This window comes from Candidatus Kerfeldbacteria bacterium (genome assembly GCA_016214565.1).
Lineage (GTDB): Bacteria > Patescibacteriota > Patescibacteriia > UBA10025 > JAHIVO01 > JAXDBW01.
In genome coordinates this window covers 1,032,654-1,054,575 of the sequence record JACROE010000002.1, presented here as the reverse complement: position 1 = coordinate 1,054,575, position 21,922 = coordinate 1,032,654, and the positions used below count along the sequence as shown (strand labels likewise).

The following is a 21,922-nucleotide window of genomic DNA, read 5'->3' as shown; positions in this document are numbered from 1 at the left end:
TAATTGACTATACTACAACACTACCCATCACCTTATTTGCGTATGTCTATTTTGAGCAAAATATTTGGCGATCCGAATACAAAAGTGGTCAAGTCCTACGACCCAATTGTTCGAGCAGTTAATGAGTATGAGGCCAGCATCCAGAAATTAAGTGATGCTGAACTTGCCACACGTTCGCAGGAATTTCGAAATCAAGTACGTGATAAGGAGATGGCTGATGCCATTTTTGCCGAAGCGGCATCGATAATCCGTGAATCAATTAAACGAACGGTGAATCAACGGGCGTATGATGTTCAGATAATGGCCGCCTTTGCGCTTCACCAGGGACACATTGCTGAGCAAAAAACAGGTGAAGGAAAAACGCTGTCTGCCGTGATTGCTGCATATGTAAATGCTTTGTCGGGCAGCGGCGTGCATGTTGTTACCGTTAATGATTATTTGGCCCGTCGCGACGCAGGCTGGTATGGACCAGCCCTGAGTGCTTTAGGCATCACGGTTGGGTGCATTACACATGAACAGGCATACGTTTTTGATCCGAGCTTTACGGCAGCAGAGGTTACCGACCCACGGTTGATACACCTGCGCACGGTAACTCGGTCTGAGGCATATCGAGCAGATATTACTTATGGCACTAATAATGAATATGGATTCGATTATTTACGGGATAACATGGTGGCGCGTGTGGAGGATATGGTGCAGCGTGGTTTGCATTATGCAATTGTAGACGAGGTTGATAGTATCTTGATTGATGAAGCACGGACGCCTCTGATAATTTCCGCTCCAGCAGAAGAATCAACCGATCAATATGCTCGGTTTGCACAATTGATTAATAAACTTTCTGAAGGTGAAGACTATAATATTGATGAGAAGATGCGCGCAGCTACATTGACTGAAACAGGCATCAGCAAAATGGAAAAGGCGCTTGGGATTCAAAATATATATGAAGCAGAGGGCATCGAAACAGTGCATCACCTCGAGCAGTCGCTCAGAGCGCATGCTCTTTTTAAACGTGACCGTGATTACGTCGTCAAAGACGGCGAAATAATAATCGTAGACGAATTTACTGGCCGGTTAATGTTTGGTCGTCGATTTTCTGAAGGTTTGCATCAGGCAATTGAAGCGAAAGAGGGTGTCGAGGTGAAGCGCGAGAGTCGAACGTTGGCTACCATCACATTTCAGAATTATTTCAGAATGTATCATAAACTATCCGGCATGACTGGTACGGCTGCCACCGAAGCAGAGGAATTTCACAAAATATATGAGTTAGAAGTCGTGAGTATCCCCACTAATAAGCCAACCGCACGGGATGACCGACCGGATAGCATTTATAAAAATTTGAGCGGTAAATATCAAGCTATTGTACGGGAAGTTAAAATCAGGCATGACCTCGGTCAGCCAATTCTCATCGGCACGATATCAGTGGAAAAAAATGAGGCAATTAGTAAACTACTTGAGCGGGAAGGCGTGCCGCATAATGTTCTTAATGCAAAAAATCATGAACGTGAAGCTATGATTATTGCTGATGCGGGTAAAATTGGCGCCGTAACCGTCGCAACAAATATGGCTGGTCGCGGTGTAGATATCGTTTTAGGTGGTGAGGGTGCCGCTGATGCAGATAGCGCCCGAGTGAAACAATTAGGCGGCTTACATGTTATTGGCACCGAGCGCCATGAGTCACGACGCATCGATAATCAATTGCGAGGCCGCTCCGGACGTCAAGGCGATCCCGGCTCATCTCAATTTTTTGTTTCGATGGATGATGATTTGATGCGCATATTTGGATCAGATCGGGTAAAGAGTTTGATGGATCGCATGGGTATTCCCGATGATATGCCAATTGAAAATCGGATGATTTCTCGCTCAATCGAAGCAGCTCAGAAAAAGGTAGAAGGTCATAATTTCGATATTCGTAAGCATTTAGTTGAATATGACGATGTGATTAATAAGCATCGTGAGGTTATATATAAGAAAAGATTAGAAATCTTGGAGTTATCCGAAAAAACAGTCGAGGGGATCGAAGGTGTGCCAGCTTTGAAACAGTCCGTACTGTCTTTAATTGAAAATGAATTAGAACAGGTTGTTTCCTTTCATACATCTGCCGAGGATGAATTTAGTTGGAATTTAGATGAAATATATGAGGTGGTTGATACCATCTTTCCAGTTCAACTTGCGCAACGTGTACGGCTAGAGGATATTCGAGAAAAAGCCGGTGATCGGCAGCAGGACGCTCAGGCGCGAACGCGACTGATTCAATACTTGGTTACGCTCGCTCAGAGTGCGTATGTAGATTTGGAGCAGCGGATTGGTGATAGTGAGCGAATGCGCATTATAGAAAAAGCGGTTTACTTGAGAGCCATCGATACGCTGTGGGTAGAGCATTTGGATATAATGGCAAGTTTGCGCCAGGGGATTGGTTTACGTGGGTATGGCCAGCAAGACCCGCTCATTGAGTATAAAAAAGAAGCTTACAACCTGTTTAATGAGCTGATGAACAACATTCAGAAGAATATTGCATATACTATATATAAAGTCGGCACTCCTTCGGCCGTTGGTTCAAACCCAATGCTATCAGCTCGGCAGCAATTATCCGCCCCTGCCAAAACGAGTGATGACATGTCTGCGCCTTCATATCAAAATACGTCATTACCACCTTCGAGCCGGTCTGATGCTCCGACGAATACCCAAACGACCGCAGGGGGAAATTTAAAAACGGTTGAGGGAAAGAAAGTAGGCAGAAATGATCCCTGCCCGTGTGGTAGTGGAAAAAAGTTTAAGCAATGCCACGGAAAATAAATAAGACCAGGCCACCAATCAAGCCATTTGTTTACTCATTGGCTCAACAGTCTCATGTTGCAGCTTTGGTTAAGCTTGGAAAGAAGTTGTGGCCTCATGCTGCAGTTAGTGAATTGCGGAAGGAATTTGATGAATATGTACATTCAAAAAATGATTGTTTATTTATTGCACAATTGGCACGTGATCGGTTAGTCGGTTTTATTCATGGTTCACTTCGATTTGAATATGTGGAGGGAAGTCAGAGTAGCCCAGTCGGCTACCTTGAGGGTTTGTATGTGGATCCGAAGTACCGTCGTCGTGGCGTGGCACGTGATTTAAATCGTATGTTCGAGTGCTGGGCAAAAGATAAAAACTGCGATACGTTTGCTTCTGATACTGAAGCAACTAATGCGCTCAGTCAGCGCGTCCACCAATCACTCGGGTATCGCATCGCTCAAACCGTCGTACACTTTATTAAGGACGCATAGTGCAATGCTGGTAATGTCTTGATTCCAGGGTTCAAATTAAGCAGTTTTCGGCACGACCAATCAATGCTATACTAAGTCTATTCAACCAAATGACTATGAAGTCAACGTCGGCCACACCTATTTCGAAGCCAGTAAACGAACCTGAAATTCAGAATAACTTTTTAACTGTTCGGGAAGTTTTGCAGCACCTTTTTATCATGATAATTTTATGGTCACTCCTGTATTTTGAGATCCAATTTATCTTAGAAATTCTCGACCGATGGGCTGACCCGTTTTACTCATCAAATTTGTTCACCACTGGTGGGCGCCTTTCTGAAATGATTGCATTTGCCCTTCTTTCCGTCATGTCGCTCTATACCGTTGGGGTGACACTTTTATTTTTTTCAGATTTAATGATCAAGCGATACCGCAATGTCAATTATCACCGCTATATTAGAATGAATACGGTTGTGATAACCTCCTTTGTGGTTTATTGGGCTCTCTTTGTCAGCTTCTTTATTCGCTTATAACTCTTGACATGGCAGAGAGCAGAAATCTAAAGAAAGAAATACGAGAAAAGACAGCTGGCTACATTGTGGCCGCGCTTGGTCTCGTAGCGGGACTGGCCTGGAACGACGCTGTCCGGGCCCTTATTGATGCACTATTTCCACTGAGTACGAATGCACTTTGGATGAAATTTGTATATGCCATTGTTGTCACACTATTGGTCGTTGCGGTCAGTGTTCAGCTGCTCACCTTAACCAAAAAAGAATAACAAAAACAGGCATGTCCCATGCTTTCCTTGATTTAACCCTGATCATCGTTGTCGCCGCACTTTTTGGTTTAGTTGCACGCGCTTTCCGACAACCCACGATGGTGGCGTATTTATTAACTGGAGTGGTACTCGCCGCTTCGGGTGTTTTTAGTACTCGAAGTAGTGAATTATTTGAAGTCATGGCAACGCTGGGGGTTACCTTGTTACTATTTTTGGTTGGCTTACAAATGCGCCTCGATAATTTTGGCGCGATTGGTAAGGCGTCGTTATTAGGTGGTGCAGCACAAATTATTATAACTGGGGGCGTTGGGTTTTTTATCGTCAGATTACTTGGTTTCGAAATATTGCCGTCACTCTATATAGCGTTTGCGCTTACATTTTCTAGTACCATCGTTGTTATACGATTACTGAATCAGCTTCGTGACACTCAAAGTTTATACGGCAGGATTGTTGTGGGATTTTTGATCGTACAGGATATTGTCGCGATTATTTTACTTATTTTTCTGGCTGGGTTTAATGCTGAAACCAGCTCGCCTCAATTTTCCAGCGTAGCTCTGACACTCGGCAAAAGTATAGCGTTATTTGCAGTTATCTATGGACTTTCAAATCATTTTTTTCCGTGGCTATTTTCGAAGCTGGCGAGAACCCAAGAGTTAATATTTGTTATGAGTATCGCCTGGGCGCTTGGGTTGAGCGCCTTTGTCGCCAGCGAATTTATTGGCCTTTCGGTAGAGATTGGCGGTTTTCTGGCTGGCCTTGCCCTGGCAAAGTCATTACAACAGTTTCAGATTGAATCTCAATTGAGACCGCTACGTGATTTTTTCATACTGATATTTTTTATAATTTTAGGTTCATCTTTGGTTATAAAGGATATTCAGTCAACGCTTGCACCAGCGGTTGTACTTTCAATATTTGTGATAGTCGGTAATCCATTGATCATGCTGGCCATTATGGGTATGCTTGGTTACCGCAAGAAGACAAGTTTTTTTATTAGCGTAACGACCGCCCAAGTTTCAGAATTTAGCCTAATACTAATGGCGATGGGTTTGGCGATTGGGCATGTCACTAATCGTGAGGTTTCACTGGTTACTATGGTGGCTGTTTTTACAATGATGCTTTCAACCTATTTAATACTGCACGGTCATACTGTATACAAACGCATTCAGAACTACTTGAATATATTTGAAAAAAAGAATGCACATGAGAAAGTGGTGATACAGCAAAATTTACGTGGCCCAATAATACTTGTCGGTGCTCATCGTCTAGGTGGACATTTGCTCCATGCCATTGATAAGCAAAAATTAGTCGTTGTTGAATTTGATCCTATTGTTGTCAAGCAATTGCAACAGCAAAAGTATAAAGTGGTTTATGGTGATATCACTGATACCGAAACACTTGAGCTTGTGCATGTGGAGGACGCGTACATACTTATTTCAACTATTCCTAGTTTGGAGGACAACATCGTTATTGTCGAAAAAATTAACGCATTAAGGAAAATGGCAAAACGATTACCGACAGTTATTGTAACCGCGTATAATGCGTGGGAGGCTCGACATCTTTACGAAGCAGGCGCTGATTATGTGGTGCTGCCTCATTTTTTGGGAGGGAAGCACTTAGCCTCATTGGTGCATGATGGAAGGATAGATAACAAGATGTTGTCTGAGTGGCGTCGACATGATCAGCGGGTACTGACTGAATTATCAAAAACAGAAGTAAATTAAGTTTTAAAAAGTAGCGACATGTCTTTACAAAGGCATTTTTTTGTGATATAATAATTACATAAAAATAAAAAATACCAATAAAAATGATAAAAAATAATGTCCAATGGCTGTCAATTCGTGCGGGGGCTTTTATTTTTTTGGCACTCGTTTTTTGGCTTGGAATGCCACGAGCTACTTACGCTGGATATGCCCATACACCTGACGTGTCTCTTTTTAAAGGAAACGACTGGCAAACTACTTTTTCTGCATATGACCTTAGATTTTCAGGTGGTGTACAAGTAGCGGTAGGTGATTTTGATGAGGATGGTATCAGTGAAATCGTTACGGCACCAGGAGCTGGTGGCGCACCTCATATAAGAATAATGCGACAAGATGGAAGCTCGATTGAGGATTTTTTTGCGTATGATGTAAACATGCGCGCTGGCGTAAACGTGGCAGTGGGGGATTTAAATGGTGATGGGTCATTGGAAATCGTTACTGCGCCGCAATCTGGTGGCGCACCACAAGTTCGAATTTTTTCCAAAAGTGGCACTCCAATTTTTACTCCAGGTTTTTTTGCGTATGATACGCAGTTCCGCGGTGGAGTAAACTTAGCAGTGGGAGATCTCGATGGTGATGGCAAAGATGAAATAATCACTGGTGCTGGAGCCGGGGGCGCGGCTCATGTTCGGGTCTTTGACCAATACGGAATTCCTGAAGATAATTTATTTCCTTTTCATCCTGATTATCGAGGTGGGATCGTAGTTGGGGCTGCAAATGTTGATGGTGGTCCTGAAGATGAATTGCTGGTAGGGGTTCAAGGAGGCGACAGCGCCTGGGTGAAAGTATTGAAACGAAATGGTATCAATACTCAGCTCTCGACCTATAAAACGTTTCCCGATAATTTTCATGGTGGCATTCGAATGGCTGGCGCCGACATGAACGGTGACGGGTTTGACGAAGTTATCGTAGCTGCTGGTAAAGGCGGTGGGCCACAAGTACTCGGCTACTCTGGACATGGAACTTTAACTGGACTAAATTTCTTTTCCTACGGGAAAGATTTTAGAGGCGGTGTAAATATTGCGACAGGAGATTTGGATGGAGATGGTAAAGATGAAGTGGTAACTGGCCCCTCGACGTGGCGGGCTGAAAGCGCTTTAAGCCACGCTCGTTATGTTCAGGTAGATTTATCCGATCAACGGCTGGAAGCCTTTGAGAACGGGCGTATGGTAAAGAGCTTCCTTGTTTCCACAGGTTTACCAAAAACTCCAACACGGCCAGGAACATTCCAAATATCTGAAAAAATTTATTCACATTTGTATTCTGGACCTGATTATTATTTGCCCAACACCTTGTACAATCTAAGATTTGATGGACCGCGGTTGCTGCATGGTGCCTACTGGCACAATAATTTTGGCAAACCAATGAGTCACGGCTGCGTTAATATTGCTTATAAGGATGCCGTGTGGCTCTATGACTGGATGCAGATAGGGGACACCGTTATAATTAAGCAATAATCTACTTGACCATTTGTTTCGGTCCGTATGTTCATCAGGGCATGCGGATTTGTTGCACCGAAATTAGTATTCTGCTAAAATCTGTTAGTCTACTCATGAGACGAGTAGCTGATTAGTGAGATACACAGATTTCTATGCGTAAACGAATTTGGCTAAGTTTTATCAGTATTATTGCGATTTCTATATTGGCTGGCTTGGCGAGCTATCCGAATGGACCTGATATTTCTATCGGCAACTATTTTCGAGAGGTAAAAGTTCATCTGGGCCTTGATCTCCAGGGTGGAACGCAATTGGTTTATAATGCAGATACCTCAGCAATTGCTACGACCGAGCAGGTGTCAGCACTTGATGGTGTTCGTGATGTCGTTGAACGCCGGGTAAACGCGCTCGGTGTTTCTGAGCCAGTGGTACAGACTAATCAATCCGGCGATCAGTGGCGAGTGATTGTTGAGTTAGCCGGTATACACGATGTTCAGCAAGCGATTGACACTATTGGTGAAACGCCATTACTCGAGTTTCGTGAACAAAAGACAAAAGAATTAACATCTGAAGAGAAGGCGCAAGCCGAAGCGTCCAATGCCGCCGCTTTTGAACAGGCGAAATCCGTGCTTGCTGATGCGCTTAAGCCCGATGCTGATTTTGCTGCATTAGCAAACCAATATTCTCAGGATCCGGGAAACACGGACCAGGAAACGGGCGAAAAACGTGGCGGCGACCTAGATTTTTTTACACGAGAGGTTATGGTCGCTGAATTTGCTGACGTTGTTTTCGATAAACTAGAGGTCGGTCAAGTATACCCGGACATTGTAGAATCTGAATTCGGTTATCATATTATTAAGAAAACTGATGCGCGCAATGATGAGGCTCGTGCTAGCCACATTTTATTCGCTAAACAATCTGTTGAGGGGAGCGTTGAGTGGGCAAATACAGAGTTATCAGGAAAGAACTTAGATCGTGCGATCGTTACTTTTGATCAAACCACTAATCAACCCCAAGTGAGCTTAGAGTTTGATAGCGAGGGTGCTAAACTTTTTGAGGACATTACAGCGCGAAATGTTAACCAAATTGTTGGAATTTTTCTTGATGGATCGCCGATTTCATTACCCCGAGTCAATCAGGCGATATCAGGTGGTAGCGCCGTAATAACGGGCGACTTTACCCTTGAAGATTCGCGTTTACTTGCTCAGCGGCTTAATGCTGGCGCGTTGCCGGTTCCCATTGCACTTGTTTCTCAGTCACAAGTTGGAGCTACGCTTGGTACTCAGTCCGTAGAAAAAAGTTTCTTTGCCGGAATCGCAGGTATTTTATTAGTTGTGGTTTTCATGATTGCTTACTATAGATTACCTGGCCTAATCGCCTCTATTGCCTTAGTAATTTATGCCCTCATAACCTTAGCGTTATTTAAATTAATACCCATTACATTAACTTTAGCGGGTGTGGCTGGTTTTATTTTGTCGGTAGGTATGGCCGTAGACGCAAATGTGCTTATTTTTGAACGGAGTCGTGAGGAGCTTCGTAATAGCCGCGGATTGTTTGGAGCTCTTGAGGCAGGTTTCGCACGTGCTTGGCCATCAATTCGAGATTCGAATATATCAACATTGATCACTTGTGCGATATTGGGTTGGTTTGGGACTAGCGTGGTGCAGGGTTTTGCTATTACATTAGGCTTGGGAGTTCTGATTAGTATGTTTTCGGCTATTACTGTAAGCCATACTTTTTTGCGTGTTATCAGTGGGCCGTGGTTTGAGCGTCATCCAAAGTTATTTATTAATATCAAACATAATTAGCCCCAATTAATGTATGTATAACATAATTGGTAAAAGAATTTGGTGGTACGGTGTCTCCGCTGTTCTTATTGTTTCAAGCATCGTTATGATTGCGATTGGAGGGCTTAAGCTGGGTATTGATTTTACCGGTGGAAGCCTTATTCGGGTGAGCTTTTCTGACGTGCGTCCACAGCCCCAAGAAATTTTAGACCAATTGGCACCGCTCGGACTAGGTGGTATCCAAGTTCAACCGCTGGCTACTCATGATGCAAGTATACGCATGAAAGAATTAAGTCAGGAGGAATATCAGCGGGTACTCGATTCTTTGAGTGAAAAATTTTCCGGTACAACTGCTCAATCTTTTGAATCGATTGGACCGACGATTGGCAAGGAGCTTCGTGATAAAGCAGGAATGGCTATAATTCTTGTACTTTCCTTTATACTTTTGTACATTACTTTTGCTTTTCGAAAGTCAGGAAATAAAATGGTAAGTTCATGGATGTACGGATTTGGAGTTTTAATTGCACTTTTTCATGACGTAATTATTGTGCTGGGGTTATTTGCATTTCTGGGGAAATTTTTCAATGTTGAAATTGATATTTTGTTTATCACAGCCGTACTAACCGTATTGGGCTTTTCGGTTCACGATTCAATAGTCGTGTATGATAGGACGAGAGAAAACTTAAAAACCCATGGTCATAGACCATTTGCTGAAATTGTAAATTTAAGTGTTAATCAAACACTCGTCCGTTCACTGAATACGTCATTAACCACATTATTGGTACTTGTTGCCTTATATTTTTTTGGTGGAGATTCAATTCGTTTCTTTATACTAGCTTTAATTCTCGGTATCATTGTTGGTACTTATTCGTCAATATTTATTGGCAGTCCATTTCTCGTAGATTGGTACAAATTCCGTCGCCGATCATAAACTATACCTTACCTAGCGTCTTTGATTGAGACTCTCTTTTTGTATTGACATTGAAATTGATATTCTGGTGAAATAGCAGGAAAATCTTGACACATCTTTAAAAGTATGCTATATTATAGGTGTATTAGTATTTTGGTCATTAACTTTCCGCTATTATGGACGATCAACACTCTATCCTTGATCGGGTCATTTCCAGTAAACAATCAACCGACATCGAACAATTTAACCCCACCGATGTCGTATCACAGTTATTTAAGTCGCTTACTCCTCGAGAAGACGACGTTCTTAGACGTCGATATGGTTTAAGTGGTAAACCCCATGAAACACTAGAGGAGATTGGCGCTACATACAAAGTAACTCGCGAACGTGTGCGGCAAATTGAAAACACCGCCATTACTAAAATTAGAAAGTCGAAAGAGTTTGCTGGAATTATAACTCACATACGCAGCGCCGTAAGTTCAGTGCTTGACCAACATGGCGGAATAATGCCAGAAAATTTATTGCTGCAGCAATTACTTCAAGTGGTTGGGGAGACCGATGTTCATCGTAATAATTTACTCTTTATTATATCTGAATTGCTTGACGAAACTTTTAAACTGATCAAAGAATCGGCAGAATTTCGTCAATCATGGCGAACAGTGCATGCACCGATGCATTTATTGCGAGACATAATTAATGAATCGCTTTCAATTATTACACGCATTGGTAAACCACTTTCAGCTACTGAGCTTTTAGCAGAAATAAAAAAGTCGACTGTGTATAATCAAAATCAGGGACAACTAACTGATGAGGCAATTATCGCATATGTTCAAGTTGGTCAAAGAATTTCGAAAAATCCTTTTGATGAATACGGCATAAGCGACTGGGGCAGCATTGTTCCAAAACGCATGAACGACAAAATATATCTCGTACTAAAAAAAGCCGGTAAGCCGATGCATTTTACGGAAATTACTAAAGTAATTAATGATACGAAATTTGACAATCGTCGTGCTTACCCACCAACAGTACATAATGAGCTTATTCTCAATGATCACTATGTGCTGGTTGGGCGGGGTATCTACGCGTTAAAGGAATGGGGGTATAAGCCTGGTGTGGTTGCAGCGGTTTTGCAAGAAATTCTTCGTGATGCCGGTCGGCCTTTGAGTCGAGATGAGCTAGTTCAGCTTGTTTTAAAACAGCGTATGGTAAAAAAGAACACCATACACCTAGCGCTGACCGATAAGTCAAAATTTACTAAACTACCCGATGGAACCTATTCACCCGTTGCTGCATAGGCCATCATCCATTCCAACCTCGTATGTTTCAGTTCCTTGTATTTGATCCAACTGCAATCGTCAATGGTTTACCGAGCGCTGATAACCCTTTCAGCGCAATGTTTTTAATATTTGCGAACGGTGGCTGGATTGTATTTATTTGTTTACTGCTTTGGGGGCTCTGGGTATGGCGACTTGAGCATGTCCGTATTAAATTTGAGGAAGAGCTTGATTATTCTCTTTTGGCAATAGATATTCCACAAATGAATGAGTTAAGCCCTAAAGCCGTTGAACAAATATTTGCCCATTTATATGCCATAAAAAAGCGGGGCAACATGGTTGAGCGATATATTGAAGGATACCAGCAGTACTCACTTAGTTTAGAAATAGTTAGTATTGAAGGATACATTCAGTTTCTCATCTACACCCCTAGTAAATTCCGCGATTTGATAGAAGCAGCGATGTATGCTCAGTACCCTGACGCAGAAATAACTGAAGTAGAAGACTATGTAGACATGCTGCCTAAACCTATGGAATTAGAAAATTCAGAGTGGGATATTTGGGGGACTGAGTACAAAATGACAAATAAGGACTGCTATCCGATCCGTACCTACCCCATGTTTGAGCATTCACTATCTCAGCGTTTACTTGATCCACTAGCTTCACTGATGGAAATATTAAGTCGGATGGGTCCAGGTGAACACATGTGGCTACAGTTATTGATTGAGCCAGAGGGGAATCACTGGCGAGAAAAAGGTTTGCATGAAATAAATAAATTGATTGGCCGCAAATCCGAAAAGCATGGTGTGGATTTAATGTATTTTCCTCGTGAGGTAGGTAAAGGACTTACCGAGTCGTTTACAGCTTCTTTTTTGCCTACCACAGAAATGGGCGAGGCGGGTAAAAAGGATTCTCATGATCCTCCATCTTTGATGCAGCACTTATCACCTGAAGAGCAGGAGATCGTGTCAGCGATTGGATTTAAAATTTCAAAGCTTGGATTTCGCAGTAAACTGCGCATGATTTATGGAGCGCCGAAGGGTAAGCTGAATAAGGATAAAGGAGTAAATGCGATTCATGGCGCAATCTTTCAATTTAATACTCAAAATTTGAACGGATTTGACGTTCAAAAAAAGACTAAAACAAGCGTTGATTACTTTAAGTGGCGTGAGATCGGCCGTAAGCGGCGTGTATTAAGGGCGTATCGAAAGCGTAGCATTGAACGTGGATACCATGGATATATGTTAAACACAGAGGAGTTGGCAAGTCTTTGGCACTTCCCGGTTAAGGATGTGAAAGTATCCGCCGTGCAGCATGTTGACGCTAAGAAAGGACAGCCGCCTATTTCTCTCCCTGTTGAATCACTTGTATCTACGCAGTCTGCTCGACCTAGTATGGCAGTCGAAGAAAAGGCCCCACCACCCTCTAACTTACCTGCATAATGTATGCCTGCTGACCAAAACGAAATAACATTTTTTGCCAAAACAAACTTTCGTAACCTCAATCGAACGTTTGGCATCAAGACTGACGATCGGCGTCGTCATATGTATTTGATTGGGAAAACTGGCATGGGCAAGACCACCGTGATTGAAAACATGGTCATATCGGATATTCGGTCGGGGAAGGGCTTAGCACTCGTTGATCCTCACGGTGACTTGATAGAAAAAGTGCTTGATTTTATTCCTTCGTATCGGATTAATGATGTAGTGTATTTTGATCCGGCCGACCTGGAGTTTCCGATAGGCTTTAATGTGCTCGAAAGTGTCAATCCAGATCAGCGTCATTTGGTAGCCTCTGGTTTGATGGGTGTATTTACGAAAATATGGGAGGGGGTCTGGAGCGCTCGAATGGAATACATATTAAATAATTGTATTCTTGCGCTTCTAGAGTATCCTGGATCAACTATGCTTGGTATAGCGCGCATTTTGGTTGATAAAAACTATAGAAAGAAAGTAGTTGACCGCATCACCGATCCGATTGTCAAAAGTTTTTGGATCGATGAGTACGCCTCATATAATGATCGTTTTCGAAATGAAGCTATTGCCCCTATTCAAAATAAAGTTGGACAGTTTCTGTCTAGCTCAGTTATTCGAAATATCGTTGGTCAATCAAAAAGTACAATTAATTTGCGTGAGCTGATGGACCAAAATAAAATTCTGCTTCTTAACCTTTCTAAAGGTAGAATCGGTGAAGATAATTCGGCTTTGCTCGGGGCAATGATGATTACACGTTTGCAGTTGGCAGCTATGAGCCGAGTAGATATCCCCGAAAAAGAGCGTAATGACTTTTATTTGTATGTTGATGAGTTTCAGAACTTTGCTACAGAAAGTTTTGCCAGTATTTTGTCCGAAGCTCGTAAATATCGTCTTAACTTAATTATTGCTCATCAGTACATTGAACAACTTGACGAAGAGGTGAGAGCAGCAGTATTTGGCAACGTGGGAACCATCATGTGCTTTCGCGTAGGAGCAGCCGATTCCGAATTTCTTGCAAAGGAGTTTTTCCCAACCTTTATTGAAGAGGATTTGGTAAATCTGACAAAATATGATGTGTACTTAAAACTAATGATTGATGGTGTCGCTTCAGCTCCTTTTTCTGCTACGACCCTACCTCCAGTGGAAGGGCAAACGAATAATAGGGATAAAGTTATTAGAGTATCTCGGGAGCGGTATAGCCAGGCACGAGCGGATGTGGAGGATCGAATATTGCGCTGGAGTGGGGTTCAGGATATGTATCGTGCATCGGCTGACGCTGATAATCGCGCAATTGCAGGTGATGAAGGTTCTTATAAGCGCAAACATCAGATTGTGCCTTCAGAACAACGCATGACCCCGAGAGTGAATAAACCATTTGTTCCGAAGCCTGCTGTCCAGGCAAAACCAGCTGTTGACTTTAAATCTTTGACTGACGTAGAGATCGAGCCAGCCACTACAACCATTTCATTAAGCCAGGCATTAGCACGTAAACCAGCGCCATTTTCAGGTAAACCGCGGCTCACGGTTGAGCCCAAGATTGTCCGCCCTTCTCCATCGCGGCCAGTAATCAAACCTATTCAGAGCTCTGCGAGTATGCCCACACAAACAAAAAGTCACAATCCTCACAAATTGCAACCCGGTAAATCAGTCCACATAGCTAAATAATAACCACACGTTCTTGTCTAAACGTTTTGAAATCCCGGCGCTGTCGTACCCAAATGTACGTATAGAACCATTCAATTTTTCAAAAATTGATCCGTATGTATACATTGGTACTACTATTGCCACACGTGCTCATTTTGAAAAATTGCTTGCTTTAGGTATGAAGGCTGACATTGATCTGCAGGAGGAAAAAATAGATAAGCCTTCTGGGGTCGCTTCATTTTTATGGCTACCCACAGCAGATTTTACCCCACCCTCTCAGGTTCAGTTAATTATTGGTTCGCATTTTATCGAAGATATGGTTCGACACCATATGCACTGCTATATTCACTGTAATGCAGGTAATGGTCGAGCACCAACATTAGCAGCCGCATACTACATTTTGGCTCGACGTATGACACCTCAACAAGCAGTTCGACATATCCAGGCTCACCGTCCAAGTGCATGCCCGAATCGTTCACAGATGCGCGCGCTTGATACATTTTATAAATCAATTCACCATAACCAGGCTTCATAAAAATTTACGGCGATGAGGATAATTGACATTGGTATAGAAAAGTATAAGAGTATTTTAGTTCCGTTTGCACTGCCAAATCCCGGTTCAATGCATATTTTTATTGGCCCTAATAATTCAGGTAAAACTAATATTCTTGATGCAATTAGTCAGTTATATCAAGCTAATCCAGGTCGACTTAATTACATTCAAACTCAATTACGCATTGTTTTTTCCGTTTTTGGGTCAACACGACGAACTTTGGAGATTGTTCAGCGAGGACAGAATGTTATTGCGAATTTAAATGGTAAGCGATTCCCAATTAATCGTGTTCGTTCACTAATGCAAAAGCACATTAAGCGTATTTCAGCTGTATATCCCGTGTCAGCATCTGAATTGCAAAATGTTTATAAAAAGTTTCAACATGATTACCCCCATCGTTATCGAGAATTCAAAAAATCAATAGAAAAGCATTTCCCAAAGATTAAACTGTCGGATGATTTTTTTCGTCGTACGGTAGTTCACGAAGGGGGAGTCGATAGGACGTTTGAACGGCTTGGTGACGGGTTTCAGCAAATTTTTACAATTTTACTGTATTTTTTTCATCCTCAATACACAATATTATTACTTGAAGAGCCGGAAATTCATCTGCATCCAGCTTTAGTCAAACGGCTTTATTCAATCCTCGAAAAGGAAAACGATGGAGATCAAATATTTATTACGACTCATTCACCATTATTTATTACGGCAACTAATTTACACCGCGTTTTTCGAGTAACCCGTGATGGTATTTCTACGCGCGTGCATTCTCCTCGGATTAGTGGCCATCGAATTAATTACAGCCGTCTCAGACAAGAGCTTAATGCGGACAATTTGGAAATGTTTTTCTCGGACAGCGTCCTTTTGGTAGAGGGACCCTCTGATCATATTTTGATGCGCGGCTTAATTGATCGTTTTTATCATGGCGATAAAGATATTAAAGTTATTCAAACGTACGGTAAAAGCAACATGGATTTGTACGTCGAGTTATTAAGAGTTTTTGACGTTCCGTATGCTGTTTTACTTGACCACGATGGCTTATACGATACCGGAATTGCTTTAGTGCAAAAAAATCTTCAGGGGTCTGCCATGGAATCTGAAGACGCCTTAATCGATCAGCTTAAAAAAGATCGAATTTTTATACTTCCATTTGGTAGCATTGAACGTCATTATCCTCGGAAGTACCAGCGGTTACGCAAACACAAGCCCCAGAACGCGCTGTTTGCCTCGCAACATATAACTGAGTCTGAGTTTTATTCTCCTCGACTGAAACACTTGCGAGAAGTTATTGAAGCGCTATACTAAGCTTTACCACGATGACAATTCGTGTTTGTATACTTTTTTGATATGACTGGTATTGTAAATAATAAACATAAACGCGTTTTCGTAGCAATGTCCGGCGGAGTTGATTCTTCAGTTGCGGCTTTATTACTGCAGCAGCAAGGATATGACGTTACCGGCGTTTATATGAAAAATTGGTCCGATCCACTAGCTGATGAGTGCCCGTGGGAACAAGATGCTGCAGATTTTTTACGTGTTTGCAAAACAATTGGCATTCCGCATCAGATAGCAACATTTGAAGATGCGTACCGTGCTAAGGTAGTCGAATATTTGATCAAGGGCTACCGAGCTGGATTAACGCCAAATCCTGACATGTTGTGTAACCGTGAAATTAAGTTCAAAGTTTTTTTAAAATATGCGCTTGCTCACGGCGCAAATTATATTGCAACAGGCCATTATGTGAGACGGTCGACCCGTCAAAATATAGTTTCGCTTCACGCAGCTCGTGATCATACGAAAGATCAGTCGTATTTTTTAGCCCTTCTTACGCAAGCACAGGCGCAGCGTTCCTTGTTTCCTCTGGGAACATTATTGAAGTCAGAAGTTCGACGCATTGCAAAAAAGAATCATTTACACGTCCATGATAAAAAAGATAGTCAAGGAATATGCTTTATTGGAAAAGTAAAGTTTAAGGACTTTATTCGACAATTTATTCCTGCTAAGCCGGGAAATATTGTTATGACGAATGGAACAGTTATTGGTAAACACGAAGGCCTGAGTATCTATACTATTGGTCAGCGTCATGGTATTGGTATTGGCGGTGGCATCCCATATTATGTAGTAGAAAAAAATATTAAAAAAAATGAATTAGTTGTTACCCCAGCATCAGATAACAAACCGTTATTTCAAACACGACTCGTGTTTAAAAATTCAAGCTGGGTTGAAAAAATACCTAACGTTCCACTCGTATGTCAGGTGCGTATTCGATATCGTCAGCCATTACAAAAAGCAAAATTGCGAAAAAAAGGGAACTTTTATCGTTTAGACTTTGTACAAAAGCAGCGTGCAGTTAGCCCTGGTCAAATTGCCGCGCTTTATAGCCGAGGCAGACTTTTGGGTGGCGGAATAATTGTAAAATAATCATGCACTGTTTTACAAATAAAGTTTAAATCTTTATACTGTAATTATGAAGTCCCACGCTATTAAAAAAAAATTCATTAGGTTTTTTGAAGAACAAGAACATCGTATAGTTCAGTCTTCATCTCTATGGCCTCAAGACGATCCATCTGTTCTTTTGACAACTGCTGGTATGCAGCCGTTTAAACCATATTTTATGGGCGAAAAGGATCCCAATGCTGATTTTGGAGCTTGCCGTTTAGCTTCGATCCAGCGCTGTTTTCGAACGTCTGATATCGAATCGGTTGGGGATGCAACTCACAGTACTTTTTTTGAAATGCTGGGTAATTTTTCGATTAATGACTACTTTAAAGAGGAGGCTATTCGTTTTGCCTGGGAATTTTTAGTTGATGAATTAAAGCTTGATAAAAAACGCATTTGGATTACGTATTTTAAAGGTGATGCTGATGTGCCAGCTGATCTTGAGTCAAAAAAGATTTGGAAGCAATATGTTGATGAATCACGCATCGTTGGTTTTGAGCGTGCGGATAACTGGTGGGGACCTCCGGGTAAAAGTGGCCCGTGCGGCCCGAGCTCGGAAATCCACTATGACATGGCGGATGTGCCTGTAACTGATGCTTTGTATGGTCCGAATGCAGCAAACGGATCTTGTATCGAGATATGGAATTTGGTTTTTACTGAATATCACATGAATGAGCAGGGCGTGATCAAGAAACTGAAGACCAAAAGTATTGATACGGGTATGGGCTTTGAGCGTCTTGCCATGATCATGCAGCGAGTAAGAGCCGTTAGTGATATTGACGTAAATCATTCTTTGGTTGAGCTTGTTCGAAGCGATCCGATGTTTGGATCAACGACTGACATTGAGGATATTTGGCGCAGTCGAATAGTGGCCGACCATATCAAGGGCACGGTTTTTTTACTTGCTGACGGTATCAGTTTTAGTAATAAAGAACAGGGCTATATTTTGCGTAGAATTTTCAGGAGAGCACTTGACCAATATTTGCATCAACCAACCCACCTGGAAAAACTTGTATCGCAAGTAATTAAGAATTATTATGAGGATTACCCACATTTGAAGAATAATGAACAACAGATTCTCGCCGCACTAGCTCAAGAACGTGCTGCCTATGAAAAGGTTCTCAAACTCGACGTAAGCGAGCTTGTACAGAAATTAAAAGGCATTCCATATCGTGATCAGGAGGAATCCCAATCATTTTCTCATGTGCCTTTAAGTGCCCAGGAAGCTTTTACGTTGTTTTCGACGTACGGCTTATCCCTTGATCGGCTAAAACGGAAGGGCTATCAGTTTGACGAAGTGGAATTTAATAAACTGGTTGCAGTTCATCAGGAAAAATCCAGAGCAGCAAGCCAAAGTAAATTTGGCGGGCACGGCATCAATAGTTCCGAGCTGACGCCTGAACAAAAAGTTGAAATGACTAAGCTGCACACAGCAACGCATTTGCTACATCAGGCACTTCGGACTGTTCTCGGACCTCACGTACGACAGCAAGGATCTGATATTAATGCCGAACGGCTTCGCTTTGATTTTGAACATCCAACGAAAATGACTCCTGACGAACTGAAGCGAGTAGAAGATCTCGTTAATGAGCAGATTCAGGCTAATCTGTCAGTTGAAAAAAAGGAAATGTCGTACGATGAAGCAATAAGAGCCGGAGCGCTTGCCTTCTTTAAGGAAAAATATGGAAACATGGTGACTGTGTATTCAATTGGCAATTTTTCTAAAGAATTGTGCGGTGGTCCTCACGTTTCTAATACTGGAGAGCTCGGTATTTTCAAAATAGTCTCAGAAAAATCTTCTTCAGCCGGTATTCGTAGAATAAAAGCAACGGTAGGTGGAAAAGGCTAAGGTTAGCAAAAATATTAATATTTTAAAAAGACACTTGACCTTTTTTAGCTAAGTGGTATACTCTCCGTGAGCATTTTATACTATCATTTCAGATCTCAAGCTTTTGGGTCGCCAGCGCAGGGTATATGAGTTTTAACTCATTTCTTGCCTGTACGAGGTAAGATTTTTTATTATCATGGGGGATAAATCAAATAAAGGCTTTATCGAGGTTATCGGAGTAGTCGAAGAGCTACTTCCTGCAACAACCTTTAAAGTACGCCTTGAGAATGGGCACACCATTCATGCTCATCTGTCAGGCAAGATGCGTATGCATAAAATTCGCATTCTTCCCGGAGATACCGTGAAGGTTGAAATGACACCTTACGATTTATCCAAAGGACGTATTATTTTCCGCGTATAAGATTTTCTATGAAAGTGCGAGCTTCAGTAAAAGCCATGTGTCCGAAATGCCACGTTATTCGAAGAAAGAAACGAGTGTACGTGATTTGTGATAATCCTAAACATAAACAGCGACAAGGTTAATATTTATGCCAGCAGCACGTATCGCGGGTGTTACATTGCCCCAGCAAAAAAGAATTGAGATTGCGTTAACATATATTTATGGCATTGGGCTTTCTCGCTCTCGTAAAATATTAGAAACAGCATCCATTAATGGGAATACCCGAACACATGAATTAACTGAAAGTCAGGTAAACTCACTTCGAGACATTATTGAGAAAACGCATCGAGTAGAAGGTGAACTGCGAAGGGAAATTTTGTTGAACATTAAGCGACTTAAAGAAATTGGTACTTATCGTGGGTCTCGTCATTCACGAAAATTGCCGGTTCGTGGCCAACGTACAAAAACTAATACCCGCACGGTCCGTGGTAATGTGCGTCGGACTATGGGATCGGGTAGATCTAAAGCTGCTGAGAAAACATAATTTATATGACAACAGAAGAGAAAAAAAAGATTATTCCGTCCGCACGTAAATCGAAAAAGAAATTTGTTGCGCACGGACGTGCCTATATTCAGGCAACGTACAACAATACAATTATTTCGATAACTGACGCACAGGGGAATGTATTGGCGTGGTCTTCGGCTGGCCATAAGGGTTTTAAAGGCCCGAAAAAATCTACACCGTATGCCGCGAGCCTTATTGTTCGTGACGTAGTTGAGCGGGTTAAACCGATTGGGCTTAAATCAGTTGATGTGTATGTCAAAGGCGTCGGCTCAGGGCGTGAGTCAGCGATTCGCTCGCTTAGTGCAAATAACATTATTATCCAGTCAATTAGAGATTTAACTCCAATACCTCATAATGGCGTTCGTCCACCAAAGGTTCGCCGCGTATAACATATGGCACGTAAATTAGGCCCAAAACACCGTTTATGCCGTCAATTCGGCGAAAAACTCTGCGATTCACCGAAGTGTCCAGTGGTTCGTCGACCGTACCGACCGGGCCAGCATGGTCCAAAAGGAAAACAACGGATTACTGAATATGGTACACAATTGCGTGAAAAACAGAAGGCGGCAGGACTGTATCGAATTCTCGAACGTCAATTCCGGGGTTATGTGCTGAATGCAAAAAAGGCAAAAGGCGATGCCGGTGCCTTTTTAATCCAATCTTTAGAAATGCGGCTTGATAATGTTGTTTATCGCCTTAAATTTGTGCGAACCAGAGACACTGCTCGCCAAATTGTTAGCCATGGCCATGTGATGGTTAATGGAAAAAAGGTTAATATCCCATCCTATCAAGTAAAAATCGGAGATACGGTATCAATAAAGCCAAAAAGCTTAACTCGACAAATGTTCGTAGAATCGTCAAAAGCACTGAATATTAAGGATGTACCACAATGGTTAGAAATTGTTGATCAGGCTACGCTGGTGGGGAAAGTTACTTCACTACCTGCAGCTGAGAGCTTAGACCAGGGATTTGACACTTCGTTAATAATTGAATTTTACTCTCGATAACCAAATAAATTTGCGTTATGGAACAGATACCATTACCAGAAATAATTGAAATAAAAGAAACAGGAGTTAATCAGGCTGATATTATTATCGGCCCGGCGTATCCAGGCTATGGCAACACGATTGGAAATTCTTTACGAAGAGTTTTACTGTCATCGTTACCCGGAGCTGCGGTTACCGCTGCAAAGATTAAGGGGATAACCCATGAATTTACCGCACTTGAAGGAGTTAAAGAAGATGTCGTAGAAATAATTCTTAATTTGAAAAAGCTTCGATTCAAAGTTCATAGCGAAGAACCGGTTGTGGTAAAAATTTCCGCCAAAGGAGACCAGATTGTCACCGGAAAAGATATTCAGCTTAATAGCGATATTGAATTATCAAATCCATCTCAAAGAATTGCGACCTTGACCAGCAAGACTTCAACATTTGAAATGGAATTAACAGTAAAAAGCGGTCGTGGTTATTTACCGGTAGAAAATATTAATAAGGATAATGCGCAGCTTGGCACTATCAATATTGATGCAGTATTTACGCCGGTTAAGAATGTAAATTACCGAATAGAGAACGTTCGTGTTGGGCAAATGACCAATTATGATCGAATTATTTTGACCGTACTCACTGACGGAACGATCACTCCTCAAGACGCGCTTCGCTATGCTGCTCAGGCACTAGTTGACCAATTTAGTAAAGTTGTTGAACTTGCTTCACCATTAGCGACGCCAGAAAAGGAAGTGGCAGAAAATAAGAATGACGCAGCTGAGGCTGAAATTGATGCGCCAGAAGAGAAGGCTAAGAAGAAGCGCGGACGGCCGAAAAAAGAAGCTAAATAATTTCTC

General features: G+C 42.0%; 21 protein-coding genes. All 21 read left to right on the top strand.

Translation table 11 applies throughout. The features are described from left to right. Positions 1-42: 42 nt before the first annotated feature. A complete protein-coding gene (gene secA, locus HZC01_05225; protein MBI5038073.1) occupies positions 43-2,793 on the top strand; it encodes a preprotein translocase subunit SecA in 2,751 nt (916 codons plus the stop codon). Then, complete coding sequence (locus tag HZC01_05220) at positions 2,778-3,260, top strand: GNAT family N-acetyltransferase (protein ID MBI5038072.1); 483 nt, start codon at positions 2,778-2,780, stop codon at positions 3,258-3,260. The genes secA and HZC01_05220 overlap by 16 nt, the downstream gene beginning before the upstream one ends. 95 nt (positions 3,261-3,355) lie before the next feature. Further along, positions 3,356-3,769 (top strand): hypothetical protein, encoded by a 414-nt coding sequence (locus HZC01_05215; GenBank protein ID MBI5038071.1) that lies wholly within the window; start codon positions 3,356-3,358, stop codon positions 3,767-3,769. Between the two features lie 38 nt (positions 3,770-3,807). Continuing rightward, positions 3,808-4,014 (top strand): hypothetical protein, encoded by a 207-nt coding sequence (locus HZC01_05210; protein MBI5038070.1) that lies wholly within the window; start codon positions 3,808-3,810, stop codon positions 4,012-4,014. Between the two features lie 11 nt (positions 4,015-4,025). After that, on the top strand, positions 4,026-5,735 hold the full coding sequence (locus tag HZC01_05205) for a cation:proton antiporter (protein MBI5038069.1): 1,710 nt from the start codon (positions 4,026-4,028) through the stop codon (positions 5,733-5,735). Positions 5,736-5,896: 161 nt separating this feature from the next. Then, on the top strand, positions 5,897-7,231 hold the full coding sequence (locus HZC01_05200; GenBank protein ID MBI5038068.1) for a L,D-transpeptidase family protein: 1,335 nt from the start codon (positions 5,897-5,899) through the stop codon (positions 7,229-7,231). 134 nt (positions 7,232-7,365) lie between these two features. Then, positions 7,366-9,018: a protein translocase subunit SecD gene (gene secD, locus HZC01_05195; protein ID MBI5038067.1), complete on the top strand. Its 1,653-nt coding sequence runs from the start codon at positions 7,366-7,368 to the stop codon at positions 9,016-9,018. Between the two features lie 13 nt (positions 9,019-9,031). After that, on the top strand, positions 9,032-9,928 hold the full coding sequence (gene secF, locus HZC01_05190) for a protein translocase subunit SecF (protein MBI5038066.1): 897 nt from the start codon (positions 9,032-9,034) through the stop codon (positions 9,926-9,928). Between the two features lie 155 nt (positions 9,929-10,083). Beyond that, positions 10,084-11,202 (top strand): hypothetical protein, encoded by a 1,119-nt coding sequence (locus HZC01_05185; GenBank protein MBI5038065.1) that lies wholly within the window; start codon positions 10,084-10,086, stop codon positions 11,200-11,202. 23 nt (positions 11,203-11,225) lie between these two features. Continuing rightward, entirely contained in the window at positions 11,226-12,623 is a 1,398-nt protein-coding gene (locus HZC01_05180; GenBank protein MBI5038064.1) for a hypothetical protein, read from the top strand. 3 nt (positions 12,624-12,626) lie between these two features. After that, positions 12,627-14,321 (top strand): type IV secretion system DNA-binding domain-containing protein, encoded by a 1,695-nt coding sequence (locus tag HZC01_05175; GenBank protein MBI5038063.1) that lies wholly within the window; start codon positions 12,627-12,629, stop codon positions 14,319-14,321. Positions 14,322-14,334: 13 nt separating this feature from the next. Next, positions 14,335-14,835, top strand: a complete 501-nt coding sequence (locus HZC01_05170) for a dual specificity protein phosphatase family protein (protein MBI5038062.1) — start codon at positions 14,335-14,337, stop codon at positions 14,833-14,835. Between the two features lie 87 nt (positions 14,836-14,922). Next, the gene (locus HZC01_05165) at positions 14,923-16,155 is read left to right on the top strand and encodes an AAA family ATPase (protein ID MBI5038061.1); all 1,233 of its coding nucleotides are present in this window, start codon (positions 14,923-14,925) and stop codon (positions 16,153-16,155) included. A 42-nt stretch (positions 16,156-16,197) separates the two neighbouring features. Beyond that, the gene (gene mnmA / locus HZC01_05160) at positions 16,198-17,271 is read left to right on the top strand and encodes a tRNA 2-thiouridine(34) synthase MnmA (GenBank protein MBI5038060.1); all 1,074 of its coding nucleotides are present in this window, start codon (positions 16,198-16,200) and stop codon (positions 17,269-17,271) included. Positions 17,272-17,317: 46 nt separating this feature from the next. Continuing rightward, positions 17,318-19,138 carry an alanine--tRNA ligase gene (locus HZC01_05155; protein MBI5038059.1) on the top strand — a complete coding sequence of 607 codons (1,821 nt, stop codon included), beginning with the start codon at positions 17,318-17,320 and terminating at the stop codon, positions 19,136-19,138. A gap of 175 nt (positions 19,139-19,313) precedes the next feature. Beyond that, the gene (gene infA / locus HZC01_05150) at positions 19,314-19,538 is read left to right on the top strand and encodes a translation initiation factor IF-1 (GenBank protein ID MBI5038058.1); all 225 of its coding nucleotides are present in this window, start codon (positions 19,314-19,316) and stop codon (positions 19,536-19,538) included. An 8-nt stretch (positions 19,539-19,546) separates the two neighbouring features. Further along, positions 19,547-19,660 (top strand): 50S ribosomal protein L36, encoded by a 114-nt coding sequence (rpmJ, locus tag HZC01_05145; GenBank protein ID MBI5038057.1) that lies wholly within the window; start codon positions 19,547-19,549, stop codon positions 19,658-19,660. 5 nt (positions 19,661-19,665) lie between these two features. After that, a complete protein-coding gene (gene rpsM / locus HZC01_05140) occupies positions 19,666-20,061 on the top strand; it encodes a 30S ribosomal protein S13 (protein MBI5038056.1) in 396 nt (131 codons plus the stop codon). A 5-nt stretch (positions 20,062-20,066) separates the two neighbouring features. Then, positions 20,067-20,471, top strand: coding sequence for a 30S ribosomal protein S11 (gene rpsK / locus HZC01_05135; protein ID MBI5038055.1), 405 nt, complete (start codon positions 20,067-20,069; stop codon positions 20,469-20,471). 3 nt (positions 20,472-20,474) lie between these two features. Next, the gene (rpsD, locus tag HZC01_05130; GenBank protein ID MBI5038054.1) at positions 20,475-21,089 is read left to right on the top strand and encodes a 30S ribosomal protein S4; all 615 of its coding nucleotides are present in this window, start codon (positions 20,475-20,477) and stop codon (positions 21,087-21,089) included. Between the two features lie 17 nt (positions 21,090-21,106). Beyond that, positions 21,107-21,916 (top strand): DNA-directed RNA polymerase subunit alpha, encoded by an 810-nt coding sequence (rpoA, locus tag HZC01_05125; GenBank protein MBI5038053.1) that lies wholly within the window; start codon positions 21,107-21,109, stop codon positions 21,914-21,916. The last annotated feature ends 6 nt before the right edge of the window (positions 21,917-21,922 follow it).

Coding starts and splice junctions, on each gene's coding strand:
- mnmA (MBI5038060.1), top strand. CDS start 16,198: ATGACTGGTATTGTAAATAATAAACATAAACGCGTTTTCGTAGCAATG.
- rpsD (MBI5038054.1), top strand. CDS start 20,475: ATGGCACGTAAATTAGGCCCAAAACACCGTTTATGCCGTCAATTCGGC.
- secA (MBI5038073.1), top strand. CDS start 43: ATGTCTATTTTGAGCAAAATATTTGGCGATCCGAATACAAAAGTGGTC.
- HZC01_05185 (MBI5038065.1), top strand. CDS start 10,084: ATGGACGATCAACACTCTATCCTTGATCGGGTCATTTCCAGTAAACAA.
- HZC01_05180 (MBI5038064.1), top strand. CDS start 11,226: ATGTTTCAGTTCCTTGTATTTGATCCAACTGCAATCGTCAATGGTTTA.
- HZC01_05215 (MBI5038071.1), top strand. CDS start 3,356: ATGAAGTCAACGTCGGCCACACCTATTTCGAAGCCAGTAAACGAACCT.
- HZC01_05220 (MBI5038072.1), top strand. CDS start 2,778: ATGCCACGGAAAATAAATAAGACCAGGCCACCAATCAAGCCATTTGTT.
- HZC01_05155 (MBI5038059.1), top strand. CDS start 17,318: ATGAAGTCCCACGCTATTAAAAAAAAATTCATTAGGTTTTTTGAAGAA.
- HZC01_05165 (MBI5038061.1), top strand. CDS start 14,923: ATGCATATTTTTATTGGCCCTAATAATTCAGGTAAAACTAATATTCTT.
- rpsK (MBI5038055.1), top strand. CDS start 20,067: ATGACAACAGAAGAGAAAAAAAAGATTATTCCGTCCGCACGTAAATCG.
- HZC01_05200 (MBI5038068.1), top strand. CDS start 5,897: ATGCCACGAGCTACTTACGCTGGATATGCCCATACACCTGACGTGTCT.
- HZC01_05175 (MBI5038063.1), top strand. CDS start 12,627: ATGCCTGCTGACCAAAACGAAATAACATTTTTTGCCAAAACAAACTTT.
- infA (MBI5038058.1), top strand. CDS start 19,314: ATGGGGGATAAATCAAATAAAGGCTTTATCGAGGTTATCGGAGTAGTC.
- secF (MBI5038066.1), top strand. CDS start 9,032: ATGTATAACATAATTGGTAAAAGAATTTGGTGGTACGGTGTCTCCGCT.
- HZC01_05205 (MBI5038069.1), top strand. CDS start 4,026: ATGTCCCATGCTTTCCTTGATTTAACCCTGATCATCGTTGTCGCCGCA.
- secD (MBI5038067.1), top strand. CDS start 7,366: ATGCGTAAACGAATTTGGCTAAGTTTTATCAGTATTATTGCGATTTCT.
- rpsM (MBI5038056.1), top strand. CDS start 19,666: ATGCCAGCAGCACGTATCGCGGGTGTTACATTGCCCCAGCAAAAAAGA.
- rpmJ (MBI5038057.1), top strand. CDS start 19,547: ATGAAAGTGCGAGCTTCAGTAAAAGCCATGTGTCCGAAATGCCACGTT.
- rpoA (MBI5038053.1), top strand. CDS start 21,107: ATGGAACAGATACCATTACCAGAAATAATTGAAATAAAAGAAACAGGA.